16 protein-coding genes and 1 tRNA gene are annotated in these 17,508 nt (G+C 68.5%); 3 read left to right on the top strand and 14 right to left on the bottom strand.

Features of this window, described 5'->3' with window-relative positions:
- Positions 1-39: 39 nt before the first annotated feature.
- The 11 genes from IFT79_RS08495 to polA all read right to left on the bottom strand — a co-directional run bounded on the left by IFT79_RS08495 (position 40) and on the right by polA (position 13,375).
- Positions 40-954: an SDR family NAD(P)-dependent oxidoreductase gene (locus IFT79_RS08495; RefSeq protein ID WP_173150858.1), complete on the bottom strand. Its 915-nt coding sequence runs from the start codon at positions 952-954 to the stop codon at positions 40-42.
- On the bottom strand, positions 944-3,010 hold the full coding sequence (gene uvrB / locus IFT79_RS08490) for an excinuclease ABC subunit UvrB (protein ID WP_043592809.1): 2,067 nt from the start codon (positions 3,008-3,010) through the stop codon (positions 944-946). The genes IFT79_RS08495 and uvrB overlap by 11 nt, the downstream gene beginning before the upstream one ends.
- 10 nt (positions 3,011-3,020) lie before the next feature.
- Positions 3,021-3,671 carry a dephospho-CoA kinase gene (gene coaE / locus IFT79_RS08485; protein WP_056045251.1) on the bottom strand — a complete coding sequence of 217 codons (651 nt, stop codon included), beginning with the start codon at positions 3,669-3,671 and terminating at the stop codon, positions 3,021-3,023.
- Between the two features lie 78 nt (positions 3,672-3,749).
- Entirely contained in the window at positions 3,750-5,198 is a 1,449-nt protein-coding gene (gene rpsA, locus IFT79_RS08480; protein ID WP_043592805.1) for a 30S ribosomal protein S1, read from the bottom strand.
- Between the two features lie 168 nt (positions 5,199-5,366).
- Positions 5,367-7,058, bottom strand: a complete 1,692-nt coding sequence (locus IFT79_RS08475) for a DUF885 domain-containing protein (protein ID WP_056045255.1) — start codon at positions 7,056-7,058, stop codon at positions 5,367-5,369.
- Between the two features lie 42 nt (positions 7,059-7,100).
- Positions 7,101-7,370 carry an HPr family phosphocarrier protein gene (locus IFT79_RS08470; RefSeq protein WP_043592801.1) on the bottom strand — a complete coding sequence of 90 codons (270 nt, stop codon included), beginning with the start codon at positions 7,368-7,370 and terminating at the stop codon, positions 7,101-7,103.
- A 26-nt stretch (positions 7,371-7,396) separates the two neighbouring features.
- A complete protein-coding gene (locus IFT79_RS16355; protein WP_056045258.1) occupies positions 7,397-7,861 on the bottom strand; it encodes a PTS sugar transporter subunit IIA in 465 nt (154 codons plus the stop codon).
- A gap of 2 nt (positions 7,862-7,863) precedes the next feature.
- Entirely contained in the window at positions 7,864-8,172 is a 309-nt protein-coding gene (locus tag IFT79_RS16350; protein ID WP_054146078.1) for a PTS lactose transporter subunit IIB, read from the bottom strand.
- A gap of 47 nt (positions 8,173-8,219) precedes the next feature.
- On the bottom strand, positions 8,220-9,416 hold the full coding sequence (locus IFT79_RS16345; protein ID WP_056045261.1) for a PTS mannitol transporter subunit IICB: 1,197 nt from the start codon (positions 9,414-9,416) through the stop codon (positions 8,220-8,222).
- A 113-nt stretch (positions 9,417-9,529) separates the two neighbouring features.
- Complete coding sequence (locus IFT79_RS08450) at positions 9,530-10,291, bottom strand: DeoR/GlpR family DNA-binding transcription regulator (RefSeq protein WP_056045263.1); 762 nt, start codon at positions 10,289-10,291, stop codon at positions 9,530-9,532.
- 411 nt (positions 10,292-10,702) lie between these two features.
- Positions 10,703-13,375, bottom strand: a complete 2,673-nt coding sequence (polA, locus tag IFT79_RS08445; RefSeq protein ID WP_056047436.1) for a DNA polymerase I — start codon at positions 13,373-13,375, stop codon at positions 10,703-10,705.
- 186 nt (positions 13,376-13,561) lie between these two features.
- Here polA and IFT79_RS08440 point away from each other — a divergent pair, with 186 nt between their 5' ends.
- A complete protein-coding gene (locus IFT79_RS08440; RefSeq protein WP_233568385.1) occupies positions 13,562-13,915 on the top strand; it encodes a PaaI family thioesterase in 354 nt (117 codons plus the stop codon).
- A 58-nt stretch (positions 13,916-13,973) separates the two neighbouring features.
- Here IFT79_RS08440 and IFT79_RS08435 read toward each other — a convergent pair whose 3' ends face one another.
- Positions 13,974-14,579: an ANTAR domain-containing response regulator gene (locus tag IFT79_RS08435; protein WP_043592796.1), complete on the bottom strand. Its 606-nt coding sequence runs from the start codon at positions 14,577-14,579 to the stop codon at positions 13,974-13,976.
- Positions 14,580-14,618: 39 nt separating this feature from the next.
- Between IFT79_RS08435 and IFT79_RS08430 the strand changes: the two genes are divergently transcribed.
- Positions 14,619-14,704 (top strand) — tRNA-Leu (locus IFT79_RS08430).
- A 292-nt stretch (positions 14,705-14,996) separates the two neighbouring features.
- Positions 14,997-15,200: a cold-shock protein gene (locus IFT79_RS08425; protein ID WP_043592793.1), complete on the top strand. Its 204-nt coding sequence runs from the start codon at positions 14,997-14,999 to the stop codon at positions 15,198-15,200.
- 124 nt (positions 15,201-15,324) lie between these two features.
- On the opposite strand, the gene IFT79_RS08420 is transcribed toward IFT79_RS08425, so the two are convergent.
- On the bottom strand, positions 15,325-15,951 hold the full coding sequence (locus tag IFT79_RS08420) for a hypothetical protein (protein ID WP_123570083.1): 627 nt from the start codon (positions 15,949-15,951) through the stop codon (positions 15,325-15,327).
- Positions 15,952-16,036: 85 nt separating this feature from the next.
- Positions 16,037-17,485: a pyruvate kinase gene (gene pyk / locus IFT79_RS08415; RefSeq protein ID WP_056045267.1), complete on the bottom strand. Its 1,449-nt coding sequence runs from the start codon at positions 17,483-17,485 to the stop codon at positions 16,037-16,039.
- Between the last annotated feature and the right edge of the window lie 23 nt (positions 17,486-17,508).

Genomic DNA, 17,508 nt, shown 5'->3' with positions numbered 1-17,508 from the left:
GCGGGCGGGCCCGCGGGAGGTGCAGCCGGCGGCGCAGGGTCAGGGGGCCGGGGACGAGACGGTCGGTTGGACGCCCGTCAGGCCGGCGGACACCTGCCACAGACGCGATGCCACCGACTCGTCACGGCTGTGACGTTTCGCGGGCACGCGGGCCGGAGCGCCGGTCAACTGGAACCATCCGGCCGGACCCCAGTATTCCCCGCCGTGGACGTCTTCGCCCACGAGGGCGTGGACGAGAGGCTCTGCTCCGACCTCCTTGCCCTGGGAGAAGACGTGCATCATCGAGGTGAGGACGGCGGGAGGGCGGCGGGGCTCGACGACGGGCGGGCGCGGGTCGCTGAGCGAGTCCCACGAGAACCCGGGGTGGGCGACGACGCTGGAGACCGAGGATCCGGCGGCCCGGAGGCGACGGTCGAGGTCGAAGCCGAAGGTCATGACCGCGAGCTTGGAACGTGCGTAGGCGACCGCGCCGGAGTAGCTCGAGACCATCATGGGATCGTCCAGGTCGAGTCGCACCCACCGATGGCTGATGCTTCCGAGGTGCACGACTCGAGCCCGCCCTGCCGACTCGAGGGCCGGCATGAGGTGCGAGACCAGGGCGAAGTGGCCGAGATGATTGGTGCCGAACTGGAGCTCGAACCCGTCGGTCGTCGTCTGACGCCGACGGGAGCCGACGACGCCGGCGTTGGCCAGGAGGCCGTCGACCGGTCCGCCGGCGGCGATGGCGGATGCACCCGTGCGGACCGACGCGAGGTCGGCCAGGTCGAGGGCGACCGTGTCGACGTCCGCCCCGGGCACGCGGCTGCGGAGGAGATCGGCGGCCCGCACGGCCCTCTCGGCGTCGCGGGCCGCGAGGACGACCTGGTGACCGGCCGCGACGAGCCGCTCGGCGGAGTAATAGCCGAGCCCTGCGGTCGCACCCGTGACGACGACGCGTCGACGATCACCGGGCATGACCGGCCGCCTCCATCTGTCGCAGATCTTTCTTCAGGTCGGCGACCTCGTCGCGGAGCCGACCGGCCAACTCGAACTTGAGCTCGGCCGAGGCCTGCAGCATCTGCTCGTTGAGGTCGGCGATGATCGCTTCGAGGCCGTTCGCGGCGCTGGCGGCCTTGCCCTCGCGGCGGAGGTTCGGCGTGGGGGCGCGCTTGCCACCCTGGCGATCCGCGAGGAGGCGTGCGGTGTCGGCACCTTCTCGGGCCAGGACCTCGGTGATGTCGGCGATCTTCTTGCGGAGCGGTTGGGGGTCGATGCCTCGCTCGAGGTTGTAGGCGACCTGCTTCTCTCGACGACGATCGGTCTCTTCGAGCGCCTGTTTCATCGAGTCGGTCATCACGTCGGCGTACATGTGGACCTGACCCGAGACGTTTCGTGCCGCACGGCCGATTGTCTGGATGAGTGACGTGGACGAACGGAGGAAGCCCTCTTTGTCGGCGTCGAGGATCGCGACGAGCGACACCTCGGGGAGGTCGAGGCCCTCACGGAGCAAGTTGATGCCGACGAGCACGTCGTAGACGCCCTGCCGCAGTTCGGTGAGCAGTTCGACCCGCCGGAGCGTGTCGACGTCGGAGTGCAGGTAGCGGACTCGCACTCCGGCCTCGGTGAGGAAGTCGGTGAGTTCTTCGGCCATCTTCTTGGTCAGGGTGGTGACCAGGACACGTTCATCGATCTCGACCCGTGTGCGGATCTCTTCGAGCAGGTCGTCGATCTGGCCCGCGGACGGCTTGACCACGATCTCGGGATCGATGAGCCCGGTGGGTCGGATGATCTGCTCGACGACGCTGTCGGTGATGCCCAGCTCGTACTTGCCGGGCGTCGCCGAGAGGTAGACCTTCTGGCCGACCCGGTCGAGGAACTCCTCGAACTTGAGGGGTCTGTTGTCGAGGGCGCTGGGAAGCCGGAAGCCGTGGTCGACGAGGGTGCGCTTGCGCGAGGCGTCGCCTTCGTACATGGCGCCGATCTGGGGCACGGTGACGTGCGACTCGTCGATCACCACGAGCAGGTCGTCCGGGAAGTAGTCGAGCAGGCAGTGGGGTGCCTCGCCGGGCGACCGACCGTCGATGTGCGCGGAGTAGTTCTCGATGCCGTTGCAGAAGCCGATCTGTTCCATCATCTCGAGGTCGAAGGTCGTGCGCATGCGCAGGCGCTGGGACTCGAGGAGCTTTCCCTGCTTGTCGAGCTCGTCGAGGCGGGTGGCGAGTTCGTCCTTGATGGTGCCGATGGCGCGGTGCATGACATCTGTGCCCGCGACGTAGTGCGAACCGGGGAAGACCGAGACGGCGTCCATCGTCTTGACGACGTCGCCCGTGAGCGGATGGAGGGCGTACAGCGCCTCCACCTCGTCGCCGAACATCTCGATGCGGATGGCCAGTTCTTCGTACATCGGGATGATCTCGATCGTGTCTCCCCTCACGCGGAAGTTGCCACGGGAGAAGTCGATGTCGTTCCGCTGGTACTGCATCGAGACGAACCGCCGGATGAGCGTCTCGCGATCGATCCGCATGCCGACCTGGAGGGCGATCATGGCCTCCATGTAGCCCTCGGGGGTGCCGAGCCCGTAGATGCAGGAGACCGTCGAGACGACGATGACGTCGCGTCGGCTCAGCAGCGAGTTCGTCGTCGAGTGCCGCAACCGCTCGACCTCGGCGTTCACCGAGCTGTCCTTCTCGATGAAGGTGTCGGTCTGCGGGACGTAGGCCTCGGGCTGGTAGTAGTCGTAGTACGAGACGAAGTACTCGACGGCGTTGTTCGGGAAGAGCGATCGGAACTCGTTCGCCAACTGGGCCGCGAGCGTCTTGTTGTGGGCGAGCACGAGCGTGGGCCGTTGCACCTGCTCGACGAGCCAGGCGGTGGTCGCCGACTTGCCCGTTCCGGTGGCGCCGAGCAGGACGACGTCGGTCTCGCCGGCGTTGATGCGCCCCGCCAGTTCGGCGATGGCGGCCGGCTGGTCGCCACTGGGTTCGAATTCGCTGATGACTTCGAACGGGCGCACACTGCGGGTCGGTTCCATGGATTCCAGCTTAGGAGGGACCACCGACACTCGTGTCGTGGGAGGCCGCCTGCTTCGCCGCTGACAGCGAACGCAGACGGTCGTAGAGGTCGTCCGCCTGTTCCAGCGTGCTCTCGAGCGAACCGGAGGAGTCGACGACGAGGTCCGCCACGGCGAGCCGCGTCCGGTCGTCCGCCTGCGCGTCCACGCGACGCCGCGCCTCCTCGTCGTCCATCCCGCGGAGCTCGACGAGTCGCCTCAGGCGGACCTCGCGCGGGGCGTGCACGACGACGACCACGTCGAAGCCGTCGGTCCCCCGCGATTCGACGAGCAACGGCACGTCGTAGACGACGACGCGACCCGCGTCGTCCGCGACGGCGTCGGACATGCGCCGGACCGAGAGCTCGTGCACGGCCGGGTGGGTGATCCCCTCGAGGTCGCGGCGTGCAGCGGCATCGGCGAAGACGATCGCCCCCAGGGCGGCTCGGTCGAGGGAGCCGTCGGGCTGCAGGACGTCGGACCCGAAGCGGGCGACGACGGCCTCGAGTCCGGCGGATCCGGGCTCGACCACCTCGCGGGCGAGGGCGTCGGCGTCGATGTGCGCCGCGCCCCGTTCGGCGAGTCGACGGGCCACGACCGATTTGCCGGCGGCGATGCCACCGGTCAATCCACAGACGAACACGACGTCGAGACTACGCCGGAAACGCCGGAAGGCGGCTCCCCCGAGGGGGAACCGCCTTCTGGTCGAGACCGGAGGGACTCAGTTGTTGTTCGACAGCTTCTCGCGCAGAGCGGCGAGCGACTCGTCGTCGGCGAGGGTGCCGGCGCCCGAAGCGGACTCGGCCGAGAACGACGAACCCGTGGGAGCGTCGAACGTCGTCTCTTCGACGAGCGAGGCAGCGACCTGCTTCTTGTGGGCTTCCCAGCGCGCCTGGGCGGCAGCGTAGTCCTGCTCCCACTTCTCGCGCTGCGAGTCGAAGCCCTCGCGCCACTCGTTCGTCTCGGGGTCGAAGCCCTCGGGGTACTTGTAGTTGCCCTGGTCGTCGTACTCGGTGAGCATGCCGTAGAGCGCCGGGTCGAACTCGGTGCCTTCGGGGTCGACGCCCTCGTTGGCCTGCTTGAGGCTCAGCGAGATGCGACGGCGGTCGAGGTCGATGTCGATGACCTTGACGAACACCTCGTCGCCGACGGCGACGACCTGCTCGGCCAGCTCGACGTGCTTCGCCGACAGCTCGGAGATGTGCACGAGGCCCTCGATGCCGTCGGCCACGCGGACGAACGCACCGAAGGGGACGAGCTTGGTGACCTTGCCCGGAGCGACCTGACCGATCGCGTGCGTGCGGGCGAACACCTGCCACGGGTCTTCCTGGGTGGCCTTGAGCGAGAGCGACACGCGCTCACGGTCGAGGTCGACCTCGAGGATCTCGACGGTGACCTCCTGGCCCACCTCGACGACCTCGCTGGCGTGCTCGATGTGCTTCCAGCTGAGCTCGGAGACGTGCACGAGGCCGTCCACGCCGCCCAGGTCGACGAACGCACCGAAGTTGACGATCGACGAGACGACGCCCTTGCGGACCTGACCCTTGTGGAGGTTGTTGAGGAAGGTCGTGCGGCTCTCGGACTGCGTCTGCTCGAGGAGGGCACGGCGCGACAGGACCACGTTGTTGCGGTTCTTGTCGAGCTCGAGGATCTTGGCCTCGATCTCCTGGCCCAGGTAGGGCGTGAGGTCGCGGACGCGGCGCAGCTCGATGAGCGATGCGGGGAGGAAGCCACGGAGGCCGATGTCGACGATGAGGCCACCCTTGACGACCTCGATGACCGTACCGGTGACGACGCCGTCGGCGTCCTTGATCTTCTCCACGTCGCCCCAGGCACGCTCGTACTGAGCGCGCTTCTTGGACAGGATCAGACGGCCTTCTTTGTCTTCCTTCTGGAGGACGAGGGCCTCGACCGTGTCGCCGACCTCGACGACCTCGGTGGGGTCGACGTCGTGCTTGATCGAGAGTTCGCGCGAGGGGATGACGCCCTCGGTCTTGTAGCCGACGTCGAGGAGGACCTCGTCGCGGTCGATCTTCACGACGGTGCCCTCGATGAGGTCGCCGTCGTTGAAGAACTTCAGGGTCTTCTCGACCGCGGCCAGGAAGTCATCAGCGGATCCGATGTCGTTGATGGCGACCTGCTTGGGTGCCTTGGTCGTTACGGTTGTCATGTAGTTAGTGCTCCAGTACGGGCATGAATCGGGCCGTGCTCGTCCCTCGAACGGTGTCCGGGAGGGTGTGTCGAACGCGGCGTGCGGAAATGTCGACGCAGATAGCGCTCGGTCATCTTAGCGCGGCGCCGCAGGTGTGGGCAACGGCGTGTCGCGGGTCGCGGCGACTCACGCGAGCAGTGCCCGCCTGAGCGTGTCGAGCCCGACCCCGCCCAGCTGAAGGGCGTCGCGGTGGAAGGCCTTGACGTCGAAGGTGGCGCCGTCTCGACGGGCTCGTTCGGCACGGAGGTCTTCCCAGATGCGCTGACCGACCTTGTACGACGGCGCCTGCCCCGGCCAGCCGAGGTACCGGTCGACCTCGAAGCGCACGAACTCGGTGTCCATGTTGACGTTCTCCGACATGAAGGCGAAGGCGTTCGTCGCGTCCCACCGCCCGCCGCCGCCGGGGAACGGCTTGCCGAGGTGGACACCGATGTCGAGCACCACACGCGCGGCACGCATGCGCTGACCGTCGAGCATGCCCAACCGGTCGCCCGGGTCACCGAGCCAACCGAGTTCGTCCATCAGCCGTTCCGCGTACAGGGCCCAGCCCTCGGCGTGCCCGGAGGTGCCGGCCAGTTGTCGACGCCACGTGTTCAGCGTGGCCCGGTTGTGGACGGCCTGACCGAGCTGGAGGTGGTGGCCGGGGACCCCCTCGTGGAAGACCGTCGTCGTCTCGCGCCACGTGCCGAAACGGGTGACCCCCTCGGGCACGGACCACCACATGCGGCCCGGACGCGAGAAGTCGTCGCTGGGGCTCGTGTAGTAGATGCCGCCGTCCTTGGTCGGTGCGATGCGGCACTCGAGCCGGCGGACCGGCTCGGGGATGTCGAACTGGTCCCGACCCAGCTCGGCGACCGCGCGGTCGCTGAGCTCCTGCATCCAGGCGCGGAGTGCGTCGGTGCCGTCGAGCTGGCGTGCGGGATCGGCATCGAGCAGCTCGATGGCCCGGGAGACCGACGCCCCGGGTTCGATCCACCGGGCGACCTCTTCTTGTTCGGCCGTCATCCTGGCGAGCTCGTCGATCCCCCACTCGTAGGTCTCGTCGAGGTCGACCGTCGCTCCGAGGAACCGTCGCGAGTGCAGGGCGTAGGCGTCGCGCCCGACGGCGTCGTCGGCCGTCGCCGCGGGGAGCAACTCGTCGAGCAGGAAGCGTCGGAGGTCGACGTAGGCCTCCGCCGCCGACGAGGCGCCCGACGAGAGGTCCCGGCCGAGCGCCGTTCCGGGTTCGGTGCCGTCACCGAGCCGGGCGTCCCGCACGAACTCGGCGAAGAAGCCGTCGTCGGCACCGATGCGGGCACACTGCTCGGCCACCTTCTCGACCTGGCGCCGGGCGGGGGTGACTCCCCCGGCGATGCCCGCGCGCAACGTCTCGACGTACTGGTCGACGGCGGTCCGTACCCGGCCGAGGCGGGTCGCGACGTCGACCCAGTCGCGCTCGGAGGCGGTGGGCATGAGGTCGAACACGTCGCGGATGCCCTGGGCGGGTGACGCGATCACGTTGAGGTCGCGCAACTCGAGGCGCTGTTCGGCGTAGAGCAGCTCGAGCTCGAGCTCGCTCGTCAGGTCGTCCCGGGTGACCCGGTCGACGTCGTCCACGGGGGTGGTGGCCCGCAGTTCGGCCAGCGTGGCCCGGACGGCCTCGACGCGTCGGGCATGACCGTCGGGCGAGTAGTCGCCGTACTCGCCCGTCCGGCCCTCACGGCCGATCCAGGTCGCGGTCGTGGGGTCGAGCTCGCAGAGGGTGTCCACCCAGCGTTCGGCGACCCCGTCGACGGGGGTGGGCGTGCGAGGGGTCGGCGTCGTCGCGGCATCGGTCATGCCGACGAGCCTAGTGACGCAGGANCGTTCTGGTGTCGGTACCTACTCTTTGTCGAGGTCGGTCGCCAGGAGCGCGACGAGTTCGTCGAGGGCGGCCTCGGCGTTGTCGCCCTCGGTCGCGACGACGACCTCTTCACCGTGGCCGATGCCCAGCGAGAGCACGCCGAGGATGCTGGCGGCGTTGACGCTCTTGCCGGCCGCGGAGGTCAGCGTGACCTTGGCGCCGGTCTTGCCGGCGGCCTGGCTGAACAACGAGGCGGGGCGGGCGTGCAGCCCGACGCTCGAGGCGATGGTGACGGAACGTTCTGGCATGTCTTCTCCTCTGGAGGGGGTGGGGATCAGTCGTCGTCGTCGGTCGACGCGAGCAACTCGTAGACCTCGGCGGTCGTGGTCGACCCGCGCAGGGCGGCGGCCTTGTCGGGGTCCATCAGGATGCTGGCGAGCTGGCTGAGGATGGCGATGTGGCCGTTGCCCTTGGCGGCGATGCCGACCGTGACCGAGACCTCGTTGCCGTCCCAGTCGACCGGGGTCGGGAACCGCAGCACGACGAGGGCGTCCTCTTTGACCGAGTCCTTGCCGGCGAGGGTGCCGTGCGGGATCGCCACACCCTCGCCGACGTAGGTGGACACCGAGTTCTCGCGCTCGAACATGGCGTCGACGTACGACTCGTCGATCGCACCCGCGTCGATCAGGGCCCGACCCGTCTTGCGGATGGCCTCGTCACGCGAGGCGGCGACCTCGTCGAGTCGGATGGACGACTCCGCGAGGAGCGCCGAGAGCTCGGGTGCCTGCTGGTCGGTCATCGTCAGACCTCGACCGTCGAGCCGTCCTGGATCGCCTTGACGACCTTGGCGACGTTGGGGTCTCCCATGAACAGCTGGAACGGCACGACGGGCACGTTCGGCACGACGCCGCGGGCACGCTCGGCGAGGTTGTTCTGGGTGACGACGACGTCGGCGTCCGACGGGATCGACGCGACGGGCGAGTGCTCGACGGTGACACCGCTCTTCTTCAGCTGCTTCTTGAGCGTGGACGCCAGCATGACGCTGCTGCCCATGCCCGCGTCGCACGCGACGATGAGTTTCTTGATGCTGGAACCGTCGAGGGTTGCCATGACCTTCTCCTTGTGTGGTGGTGGTGCTGACTGGTGGTGTGGGCGGGCTAGGCGGTGGGTGCCGCGGTGCCCTTGCTGGTGGCCTTGTTGGCCGCGGTGGCGGCCTGGGCGTCGGCGAGAGCCTGCTCCTGTGCGGCGGAGTCCTCGGCACGGGCCTCGCGGTTCTCCTTGCGACCGAAGCCCATGAGGAGGGACGAGACGACGAACGAGACGGCCGCCGAGAGCAGGATACCCAGGTAGATCGGGAGAAGGTCCCCGCGGGCGGCGACGAGCGTGTAGGCGATGATGCTGCCGGGCGAGGCAGGGCCGACGAGCCCGACGTTGAACAGGGCGAACGTCGCGATGCCGGTCGCTCCACCGAGGACGGCGGCGACGAGCAGGATCGGCTTCATCAGCACGTACGGGAAGTAGATCTCGTGGATGCCCCCGAAGAAGTGCACGATGATCGCGGCCGGGGCCGAGGGGCGGATGGCGCGCGGACCGAAGAAGAGGTACGCGAGGAGGATGCCGAGACCCGGGCCGGGGTTCGACTCGAGCATGAAGAGGATCGACTTGCCGGCCTCCTGCACCTGCGTGCCACCGAGGGGGGTGAGGATGCCCTGGTTGATGGCGTTGTTGAGGAACAGGACCTTGGCCGGCTCGATGATGATCGACGCCAGGGGCAGCAGGCCACGGTCGACGAGGAAGCCGACGGCGCCGCCGAAGACGTTCGTGATCGCGGTGGTGACCGGGGCCAGGCCGAAGAAGGCGAGCACGCCCATGGCGCCACCGATGATGCCGAGCGAGAAGTTGTTGACGAGCATCTCGAAGCCGGACTTGATGCGGCCGTCGACGAGCTTGTCGAACTGCTTGAGGACCCAGGCGGCGAGCGGGCCGACGATCATCGCGCCGAGGAACTGGGGCACGTCGGTCGCGACGATGACGCCCATGACGGCGACGGCGCCGATGACGGCACCGCGCTGACCGTGGACCATGCGACCACCCGTGTAGGCGATCAGGATCGGCAGCAGGTACTTGATGATGGGACCGACGAGGCCGGGCCACGGGGTGCCGTCGGACATCTCGCCGAAGCCGCCGAGCTGGGGCACCGGCGTCCAACCGGTCTGGATGAACAGGGCCGTGATGAGGCCCCAGGCGATGAAGGCGCCGATGTTCGGCATGATCATGCCGGCCAGGAAGCCGCCGAAGCGCTGGACGCGCGCTCGGGCTCCCGTACCGGTGACGGTGGGGGTGAATTCGGACATGGTGACGACTTCTCCTTGTTTCTCTCAGCGACGAGAGGGGTGTGGGGTGATGGAGGTGGTGCGAGGTGCTGTGGTGCGTCGGGAGGGAACGAGGGGGGCCGGTCGGGGTCGCGTCATGCGATCACGACCCGGGGGCCGGCCTGTTCGACGTCGTCGGCCAGCTCGGCGTCCACGCCGGAGTCGGTGATGACGGTGTCGACGTCGGTGAGCGGTGCGACCTTGGCGAAGTCCTCGCGACCGAACTTGGTGTGGTCGGCGAGGACGACTGTGCGTCGTGACGCGGCGATGAGCGCGCGCTTGACCCGCGCCTCCGCCAGGTCGGGGGTGCTGATCCCACGCTCCACCGAGACGCCGTTCGTCCCGATGAACGCGACGTCGGCGAAGACGTCGGCGATCTGGGCCCGCGTCCAGTCCCCCACCGCGGAGTACGTGCGGGTGCGGATGAGGCCGCCGAGCAGGTGGAGCGTGACGTTCGGTCGGCTGATGAGGATGGTGGCGACGGCGAGCGAGTGGGTGACCACGGTCAGCTCCCGGTCGAGGGGCAGGAGTTCGGCCAGACGGATGGTCGAGGTGCCGGCGTCGACGATGATCGAGCCGCCGTCGGGCAGTTCGTCGAGGGCGGCCCGGGCGATGCGCTCCTTCTCGGACGCGGCCGTTCCCTCCCGGTCGACCACGGGAGGCTCGATGCCGAGGCGCTCGACGGCGATGGCGCCTCCGTGGACGCGGCGGAGGACGCCCCGGCGCTCGAGGGCGGTCAGGTCGCGGCGCACGGTCTCGGGCGCGACCGAGAGCTCTCGTGCGAGACCGGCCACCTCGACTCGGCCCCGGGACAGGGCCGTGTCGAGGATCTGCTGGTGACGCTCCGGTGCGTACATGGGAGACCTCGTCGTCGGACTGCACGGCCGCCTCGGGGGCTGACCGGTGGTGCGGAAGTGCGGAAGGAGTTCAACTGTTGTTGATCTGCGCTTATATAAGTCCGTTTGTGTGGCCCGGTCAAGTCTGTACCGCGTGTCGTGTCCGTTTGTGCCCGAGTGGGGCGTCGATTGGCTGCCCGATGGGCAACCGATGCCCGATGAACGGGCAGCACGTGCCCGAGCGGGGCCGCTCGGGCCGGGTCGTAGGACCCCGGGGACAGGAGGCGCGCGCAGAAGGGCAGGACGGACCGTCTCGGCGACGTGCGACGTGCGACGGGCGACGGGCGACGCGCGACGTGCGACGTGCGACGTGCGACGTCGCCGAGATGGACCTCAGGGTCCGTGGCCGTTCGGCGCCGCGGCGCCCGGGGCTCAGTGGGCCGCTGCGTCCCAACTCTCGCCGAGGCCGACGCTGACGTCGAGCGGCACGCGCAGGTCGGCCGCCCCGCTCATGCGCCGACGCACGATCTCGCGCACGTCGTCGACCTCGCCCGGTGCGACCTCGACGATGAGTTCGTCGTGCACCTGCAGCAGCACGCGCGACCCCATCTCTCGCTCGTCCAGTTCGGATCGGACACCGAGCATCGCGATCTTCATGATGTCGGCGGCCGAGCCCTGGATCGGGGCGTTCAGGGCGGCCCGCTCGGCGTTCTCGCGCAGGACGCGGTTCGGGGACTTGAGGTCGGCGAAGGGGCGGCGCCGACCGTAGATGGTCTCGGTGTAGCCGTCTTCGCGCGCCTGCTCGACGACGTTGCGGAGGTACTCCCGTACGGCACCGAACCGGGCGAAGTAGTCGGTCATGAGCTGGCGTGCCTCGGCGGTCTCGATGCGCAGCTGCTTCGACAGGCCGAAGGCGCTGAGCCCGTAGGCGAGGCCGTAGGACATGGCCTTGACCTTCGTGCGCATGGCCGGGCTGACGTCGGCGGGTTCGACCCCGAAGATGCGGGCACCGACGAACCGGTGCAGGTCTTCGCCCTCGTTGAACGCCTGGATCAGCCCCTCGTCGCCCGAGAGGTGCGCCATGATGCGCATCTCGATCTGCGAGTAGTCGGCCGTGAGGAGCGTCTCGTAATCGGGACCGTGCACGAACGCGGCGCGGATCTCGCGACCGACGGCGGCCTTGACCGGGATGTTCTGGAGGTTCGGGTCGACGGACGAGATGCGCCCGGTCGTCGTGCCCGTCTGGTCGTACGTCGTGTGGATGCGCGCGTCGTCGGCGATCGACTTCTCGAGGGTCTCGATGATCTGGCGCAGCTTCGTCGCGTCGCGGTGCTTCAGGAGCAGGTCGAGGAAGGGGTGCGGGTGCTTCTCCTGCAGATCGGCGAGGGAGGCGGCGTCGGTCGAGAAGCCCGTCTTGGTCGCTCGGGTCTTGGGCATCTGGAGTTGCTCGAACAGCACCTCTTGCAGCTGCTTGGGTGAGCCGAGGTTGACCTCGCGTCCGATCTCGGCGAACGCCGCCGCGGCCAGTTCGCCGGCCTGTTCACCCAGACGGAGCGAGAGCGCCTTGAGCGTGTCGCGGTCGGCGGCGACACCGGTGAGTTCCATGTCTCCGAGCACCGGCACCAGGGGCAGCTCGATCTCGGTGAGCACCCGACGGGAGCCCTCGTCGAGGGCGGCAACCAACGACTCGGACAATCGGAGGACGTACCAGGCCTCGGAGGCCACGTTGACGTCGTCGTCCGCCGACACGAGCTGGTTGGGATCGCCGACGGGCAGCGTTTCTCCCAGTTGCTCGTAGACGAGGTCGGACAGGGCGAACGAGGTGCGGCCCGGGCGCAGCAGCCAGGCGGCGATCCGCGGGTCGCCGGCGATGCCCGTCAGCGTGAGGCCGGCCCGCGACAGCGCCTTGTAGGCGCGCTTCGCGTCGTGGACCACCTTGGGCGTGGCGTCGTCCAGCCAGGCCTCGAGGGCCACGTAGTCGCCGCGACCCGCGGCCCAGGGCACGTACGCCGACTCGTCGAGGGACGAGATGCCGAGCCCGACGATGCCGTCCGCGCCGTACTCGACCGTGAGGCCGACGGGCTTCTCGGGGTCGGACGCATGCTTCTTCAGCCAGAAGGCCAGTTCTTCGTCGATGAGGGTCCGGACGACGGGGAGGCCTTCGGGGGCCGCCGTCACCGCTGTCTCACCCGCGTTCGCCGCGGAGGGCTCGGTCGATCCCGACAGGGCCAGGACGCGCTCGAGCAGGGTGCGGAACTGCAGTTTGTCGAAGAGCTCTCGGACGGCCGCCTCGTCGATCGCCCGGCGCTCGAGGTCACCCGGCCCCACCGGGAGCTCGACGTCGGTCACCAGCCGGTTGAGCCGGCGGTTGCGGATGGCGTTCTCTTTCTGCTCGCGGAGCTTCTGCCCGACGACGCCCTTGATCTCGTCCGCACGAGCGATGATCTCGTCGAGACCCCCGTAGAGGTTGATCCACTTGACGGCCGTCTTCTCCCCCACCTTGTCGATGCCGATGAGGTTGTCGCTCGTCTCGCCGACGAGAGCGGCGACCTCGGGGTACTGGTGGGGTTCGATGCCGTATCGCTCGAAGACCTTGTCGCGGTCGTACCGGGTGAGTTCGCTCACGCCGCGGGCCGAGGGATAAAGGAGGGTGACGTCGTCGTTGACCATCTGGATGGCGTCGCGATCGCCGGAGACCACCAGGACCCGGTACCCGTCGTCGCGACCGCGGCTCGCCAGGGTCGCGAGGATGTCGTCGGCCTCGAAGTCCTCTTTGGTGATCGTGGTGATGCCCATGGCGTGCAACGCCTCTTGGAGAAGCGGTATCTGGCCCACGAACTCGGGCGGGGTCTCGGACCGCGTGCCCTTGTACTCGGGGTACTCGCGGGTGCGGAAGGAGAAGCGAGAGATGTCGAAGGCGACGGCCAGGTGCGTCGGTTTCTCGGCCTTGAGCAGGCTGAGCAGCATCGAGATGAAGCCGTGGATGGCGTTGGTGTGCTGACCTTCGCGGTTCACGAAACTGTCGACCGGGAGGGCGTAGAAGGCCCGGAACGCCAGGGAATGGCCGTCGATGACCAGGAGGGTAGGCTTCGTGTCGTCCGTCACCACGTCAGCCTAGCGGGCACCCCCGACACCGTCGCCGGGCGCCCCGGTCCGATCCACCGGAGAACCATGAGCACTCCGTCCGCCGTCCCGAACGACGCCGAGAGGACCGTCGCGTCGGACGCGTCCCTGAGCGATGCCGCCGTCGAGTTGTTCCGACGACGGGGTGTCGGTGCCCTGGCCGAGAAGATGGGCATCGTGATCGACGAGATGAGCGCCGAGCGTGCCGTGGGTCGGATGCCCGTCGACGGCAACACCCAACCCGTCGGCATCCTTCACGGCGGCGCGCACGTCGTCCTGGCCGAGACCCTCGGGTCCGTGGCGGCGAACGTGCACGCGGGAGCGGGACGCGTCGCGATGGGCATCGAACTGAACGCGAGCCACAGCCGCTCGGCGGCGACCGGGTGGGTGACGGGCACCTGCACGGCCATCCATCTCGGTTCCACGCTCACGACGCACCAGGTCGTCATGACCGACGATCGCGGTCGGCTGTTGTCGACGGTCCGCATCACGAACTTCCTCACGGACGCCCGCGACCGGTGAGCCGACGAGAGAAGGCCCGCCCCGATCGTCGGGGCGGGCCTTCTCTCGTCGCGGACGACTACTTCTTGGCGCTCAACTGTTCGATGATCGCCTGGGCCACGTCGTGCATCGTCAGGCGGCGGTCCATGGACGCCTTCTGGATCCATCGGAAGGCCTCGGGTTCGGTGAGCCCCATCTTCTCGTTGAGGAGCCCCTTCGCCCGGTCGACGAGCTTGCGGGTCTCGAAGCGCTCGACCAGGTCGGCGACCTCGGCCTCGAGGGTGATGATCTGTGCGTACCGCGAGAGGGCGATCTCGATCGCGGGCAGCAGGTCGTTGGGGGTGAAGGGTTTCACGACGTAGGCGAGGGCGCCTGCCTCGCTCGCCCGCTCGACGAGCTCTTTCTGGCTGAACGCGGTCAGGAGGACGACCGGCGCGATGTGCGCCTTCGAGAGCCGCTCGGCGGCGGAGATGCCGTCCAGTTGGGGCATCTTGACGTCCATGATGACGAGGTCGGGGCGCAACTCGGTGGCGAGGGCGACGGCGGTCTCGCCGTCCCCGGCCTCTCCCACCACCTCGAAACCGTTGTCGCGGAGGATCTCGACGATGTCGAGGCGGATGAGGGACTCATCTTCGGCCACGACGACGCGACGGGGTGCTGCTGGGGTTGCTTCCTGGTCACTCACGACGTGAAGCCTACGGTATTGTCGACCTGGTTGTTGTGCGCCGGATTGGCGGAATGGCAGACGCGGAGCACTCAAAATGCTCTGTCCGTGAGGGCGTGTGGGTTCGAGTCCCACATCCGGCACCAGCCCCGGCGCGAAGCCGACCGACGAGATGTGGCTCTCCTTGCCTCGTCCGGTCATCGGGCCGACACACCGACACGAGTTCTGCTCAGAGGGTGTGTTCGTGGGCATCCGTGCACTACGCTGATGGGACTGGTTGTTGTGTTACGCATTTGTATCTCGCGACGTGCCGAAGGCCTCCTCTCACCGAGAGGGGTTCCGACGGTGGCGTCGTTCTCAGAGGGAGCGGACAAAAAGGCACCGCGACGAGCGATCTCGAAATCGAGATCGACAACTCTGATTGAAGGAACAAGAAAAATGGCAACAGGCACCGTTAAGTGGTTCAACTCCGAAAAGGGCTTCGGCTTCATCACCCCCGACGACGGAACCACTGACGTCTTCGCGCACTTCTCCGCGATCGCCGGCGACGGCTACCGCAACCTGGAAGAGAACCAGAAGGTCGAGTTCGACACGGCTCAGGGCAACAAGGGCCTCCAGGCCGAGAACATCCGCGTCATCTGACTCGGTGGCGTCCTCGTGACGCCGTCAGTCGGCGGGCTCGCCCGCCACTGAACCGAAAGCCCCGATCCGCTCCGGCGGGTCGGGGCTTTCTCCGTTCCCGTCTCGGGTGGGAGGGTCGGCCATCTCACGGCAGGGGAAAGCCGAGGAGGCGCGCCACCGGCTCGTAGTCCCGGCTCGCAGTCCGGTAGGCGCTCTCCCATTCGGCGATCCGTGCTCCGGCCTCCCTCGGGTCGGTGAACCGGTCGTCCTCGCCGCCACCGGCGACGAGGGCTTCCCGCGCCTCGCGGTATCGGCTGGTCAAGGTCGCCCAGAGGACCAGTTCGTCCCCGGTGGAGTCCTCGGGCGCCGCCCGGGCGACGTCCCACGGCACCTCGACGGCAGGCAGAGGTCCTTCCGGTGGACTCGGCGCCGCGGTCCCACGAGCTTGGTCACCCGCCCCCTCCTGGAAGATCGTCCGGGTGCCGATCGCCAGCACGGCCCCGACCGCGGCGCCGAGGACGAAGATCAGCGAGAGGGCCCAGAGGCCGTCGACCCGCCACACGGTCGCCGCCACTCCCCCGAGGAACGAGCCGCCCACGAGGGCACCGAGAGCTGCCCACCGGCCCACCCCCGCGCCTCCTCGGCTGGTCTCTCGGATCTCGGGGCCGAGGCTGCGACGAGTCTCGACCACACCGTGACCGCTCCAGGACGGCACCACGTACAAGCGGGCCTCGAACTCGAAGCACGAGGGATGACGGGCGTCCACGGACATGCCGTGAGCGTACGCCCCGCCGACACGACGAAGCCGGGGCGATCCGAGGGGATCGCCCCGGCTTCGCCAGGGGTGTCGCGGTGCGTCAGGGCTGCGACGCGTAGGCCGGAGCGGCCTCCCCGTGGGCGTCACCCACGCGGTGCACCCGGAGATCGTTCGTCGAGCCCGCGATCCCGGGAGGGGACCCGGCGATCACGATGACCTTGTCGCCCGATTCGGCGAGGTCGTTGCCGAGCAGGATGTCGTCCACCTGCGCGAACATGGCGTCGGTGTGCGTGACGGTCTCGACCAGGTAGGACTGGACGCCCCAGCTGATCGCCATGCGGCGTCGGATCGCCTCGTTGGGTGTGAAGGCCAGGATGGGGATCGAGTGACGCAGGCGCGACATGCGACGCACCGAGTCACCCGATTCGGTGAAGACGCAGAGGAACTTCGCCTGGACGAAGTCGGCGACGTCGGCCGCTGCCAGGGTGATGGCGCCGCCCTGCGTGCGCGGACGCGTGCCGAGCGGAGGGATGCGCTCGAGCCCGTGCTCTTCGGTGGAGGCCACGATGCGCGCCATGGTCTGCACCGTGATGACCGGGTACTCGCCGACGCTCGTCTCGCCCGAGAGCATGACCGCGTCGGTGCCGTCGAGGACGGCGTTGGCGACGTCCGAGGTCTCGGCGCGGGTCGGGATCGGGCTCGAGATCATGGACTCGAGCATCTGGGTGGCGACGATGACCGGCTTCGCCATGCGACGCGAGAGCTCGACCGCGTGCTTCTGCACGATGGGCACGGCCTCGAGGGGCAACTCGACGCCCAGGTCGCCACGGGCGACCATGATGCCGTCGAACGCGTCGATGATGGCCTCGAGGTTGTCGACGGCCTGGGGCTTCTCGATCTTCGCGTAGACGGGGACCTTGCGGCCCTCTTCGGCCATGATCTCGTGCACGCGCACGACGTCGTCCGCGTCGCGCACGAACGACAGGGCGATCAGGTCGGCGCCGAGTCGGAGACCCCAGCGGAGGTCGGCCTCGTCCTTGTCGGAGAGGGCGGGCACGTTGACCGCCACGCCGGGGAGGTTGATGCCCTTGTTGTTCGACACCGTGCCGGCGACGACGACCTCGGTCGTGACGACGGTGCCGTCGGTCTCGAGGACGCGGAGCTTGACGCGGCCGTCGTCGATCAGGAGCGGGTCTCCCGCCGTGACGTCGTCGGGGAGGCCCTTGAACGTCGTGCCGCAGATCTCCTTGGAACCCAGGATGTCGTCCGTGGTGATCTTGAACACGTCGCCGACCTCGAGGTCGTGCGGACCGTCGGCGAACTTGCCGAGGCGGATCTTGGGGCCCTGCAGATCGACGAGGACCGCGACGGCGCGGCCCGAGTCGGCCGACGCCTGGCGGACGTTCGCGTAGACGCCTTCGTGGACGTCGTAGCTGCCGTGGCTGAGGTTCATGCGGGCGACGTCGACGCCGGCGTCGATGATCGCCCGGATGTCGTCGTAGCTCGACGTCGCCGGCCCGAGGGTGGCGACGATCTTTGCGCGTCTCATGTGTTCCGTTCGTGTGGGGGGAA

This window comes from Frigoribacterium sp. CFBP 8759, from assembly GCF_014841655.1.
Taxonomy (GTDB): domain Bacteria; phylum Actinomycetota; class Actinomycetes; order Actinomycetales; family Microbacteriaceae; genus Frigoribacterium.
The sequence above is the reverse complement of the archived record's forward strand: the minus strand, read 5'-3'. Positions and strand labels throughout refer to the sequence as shown.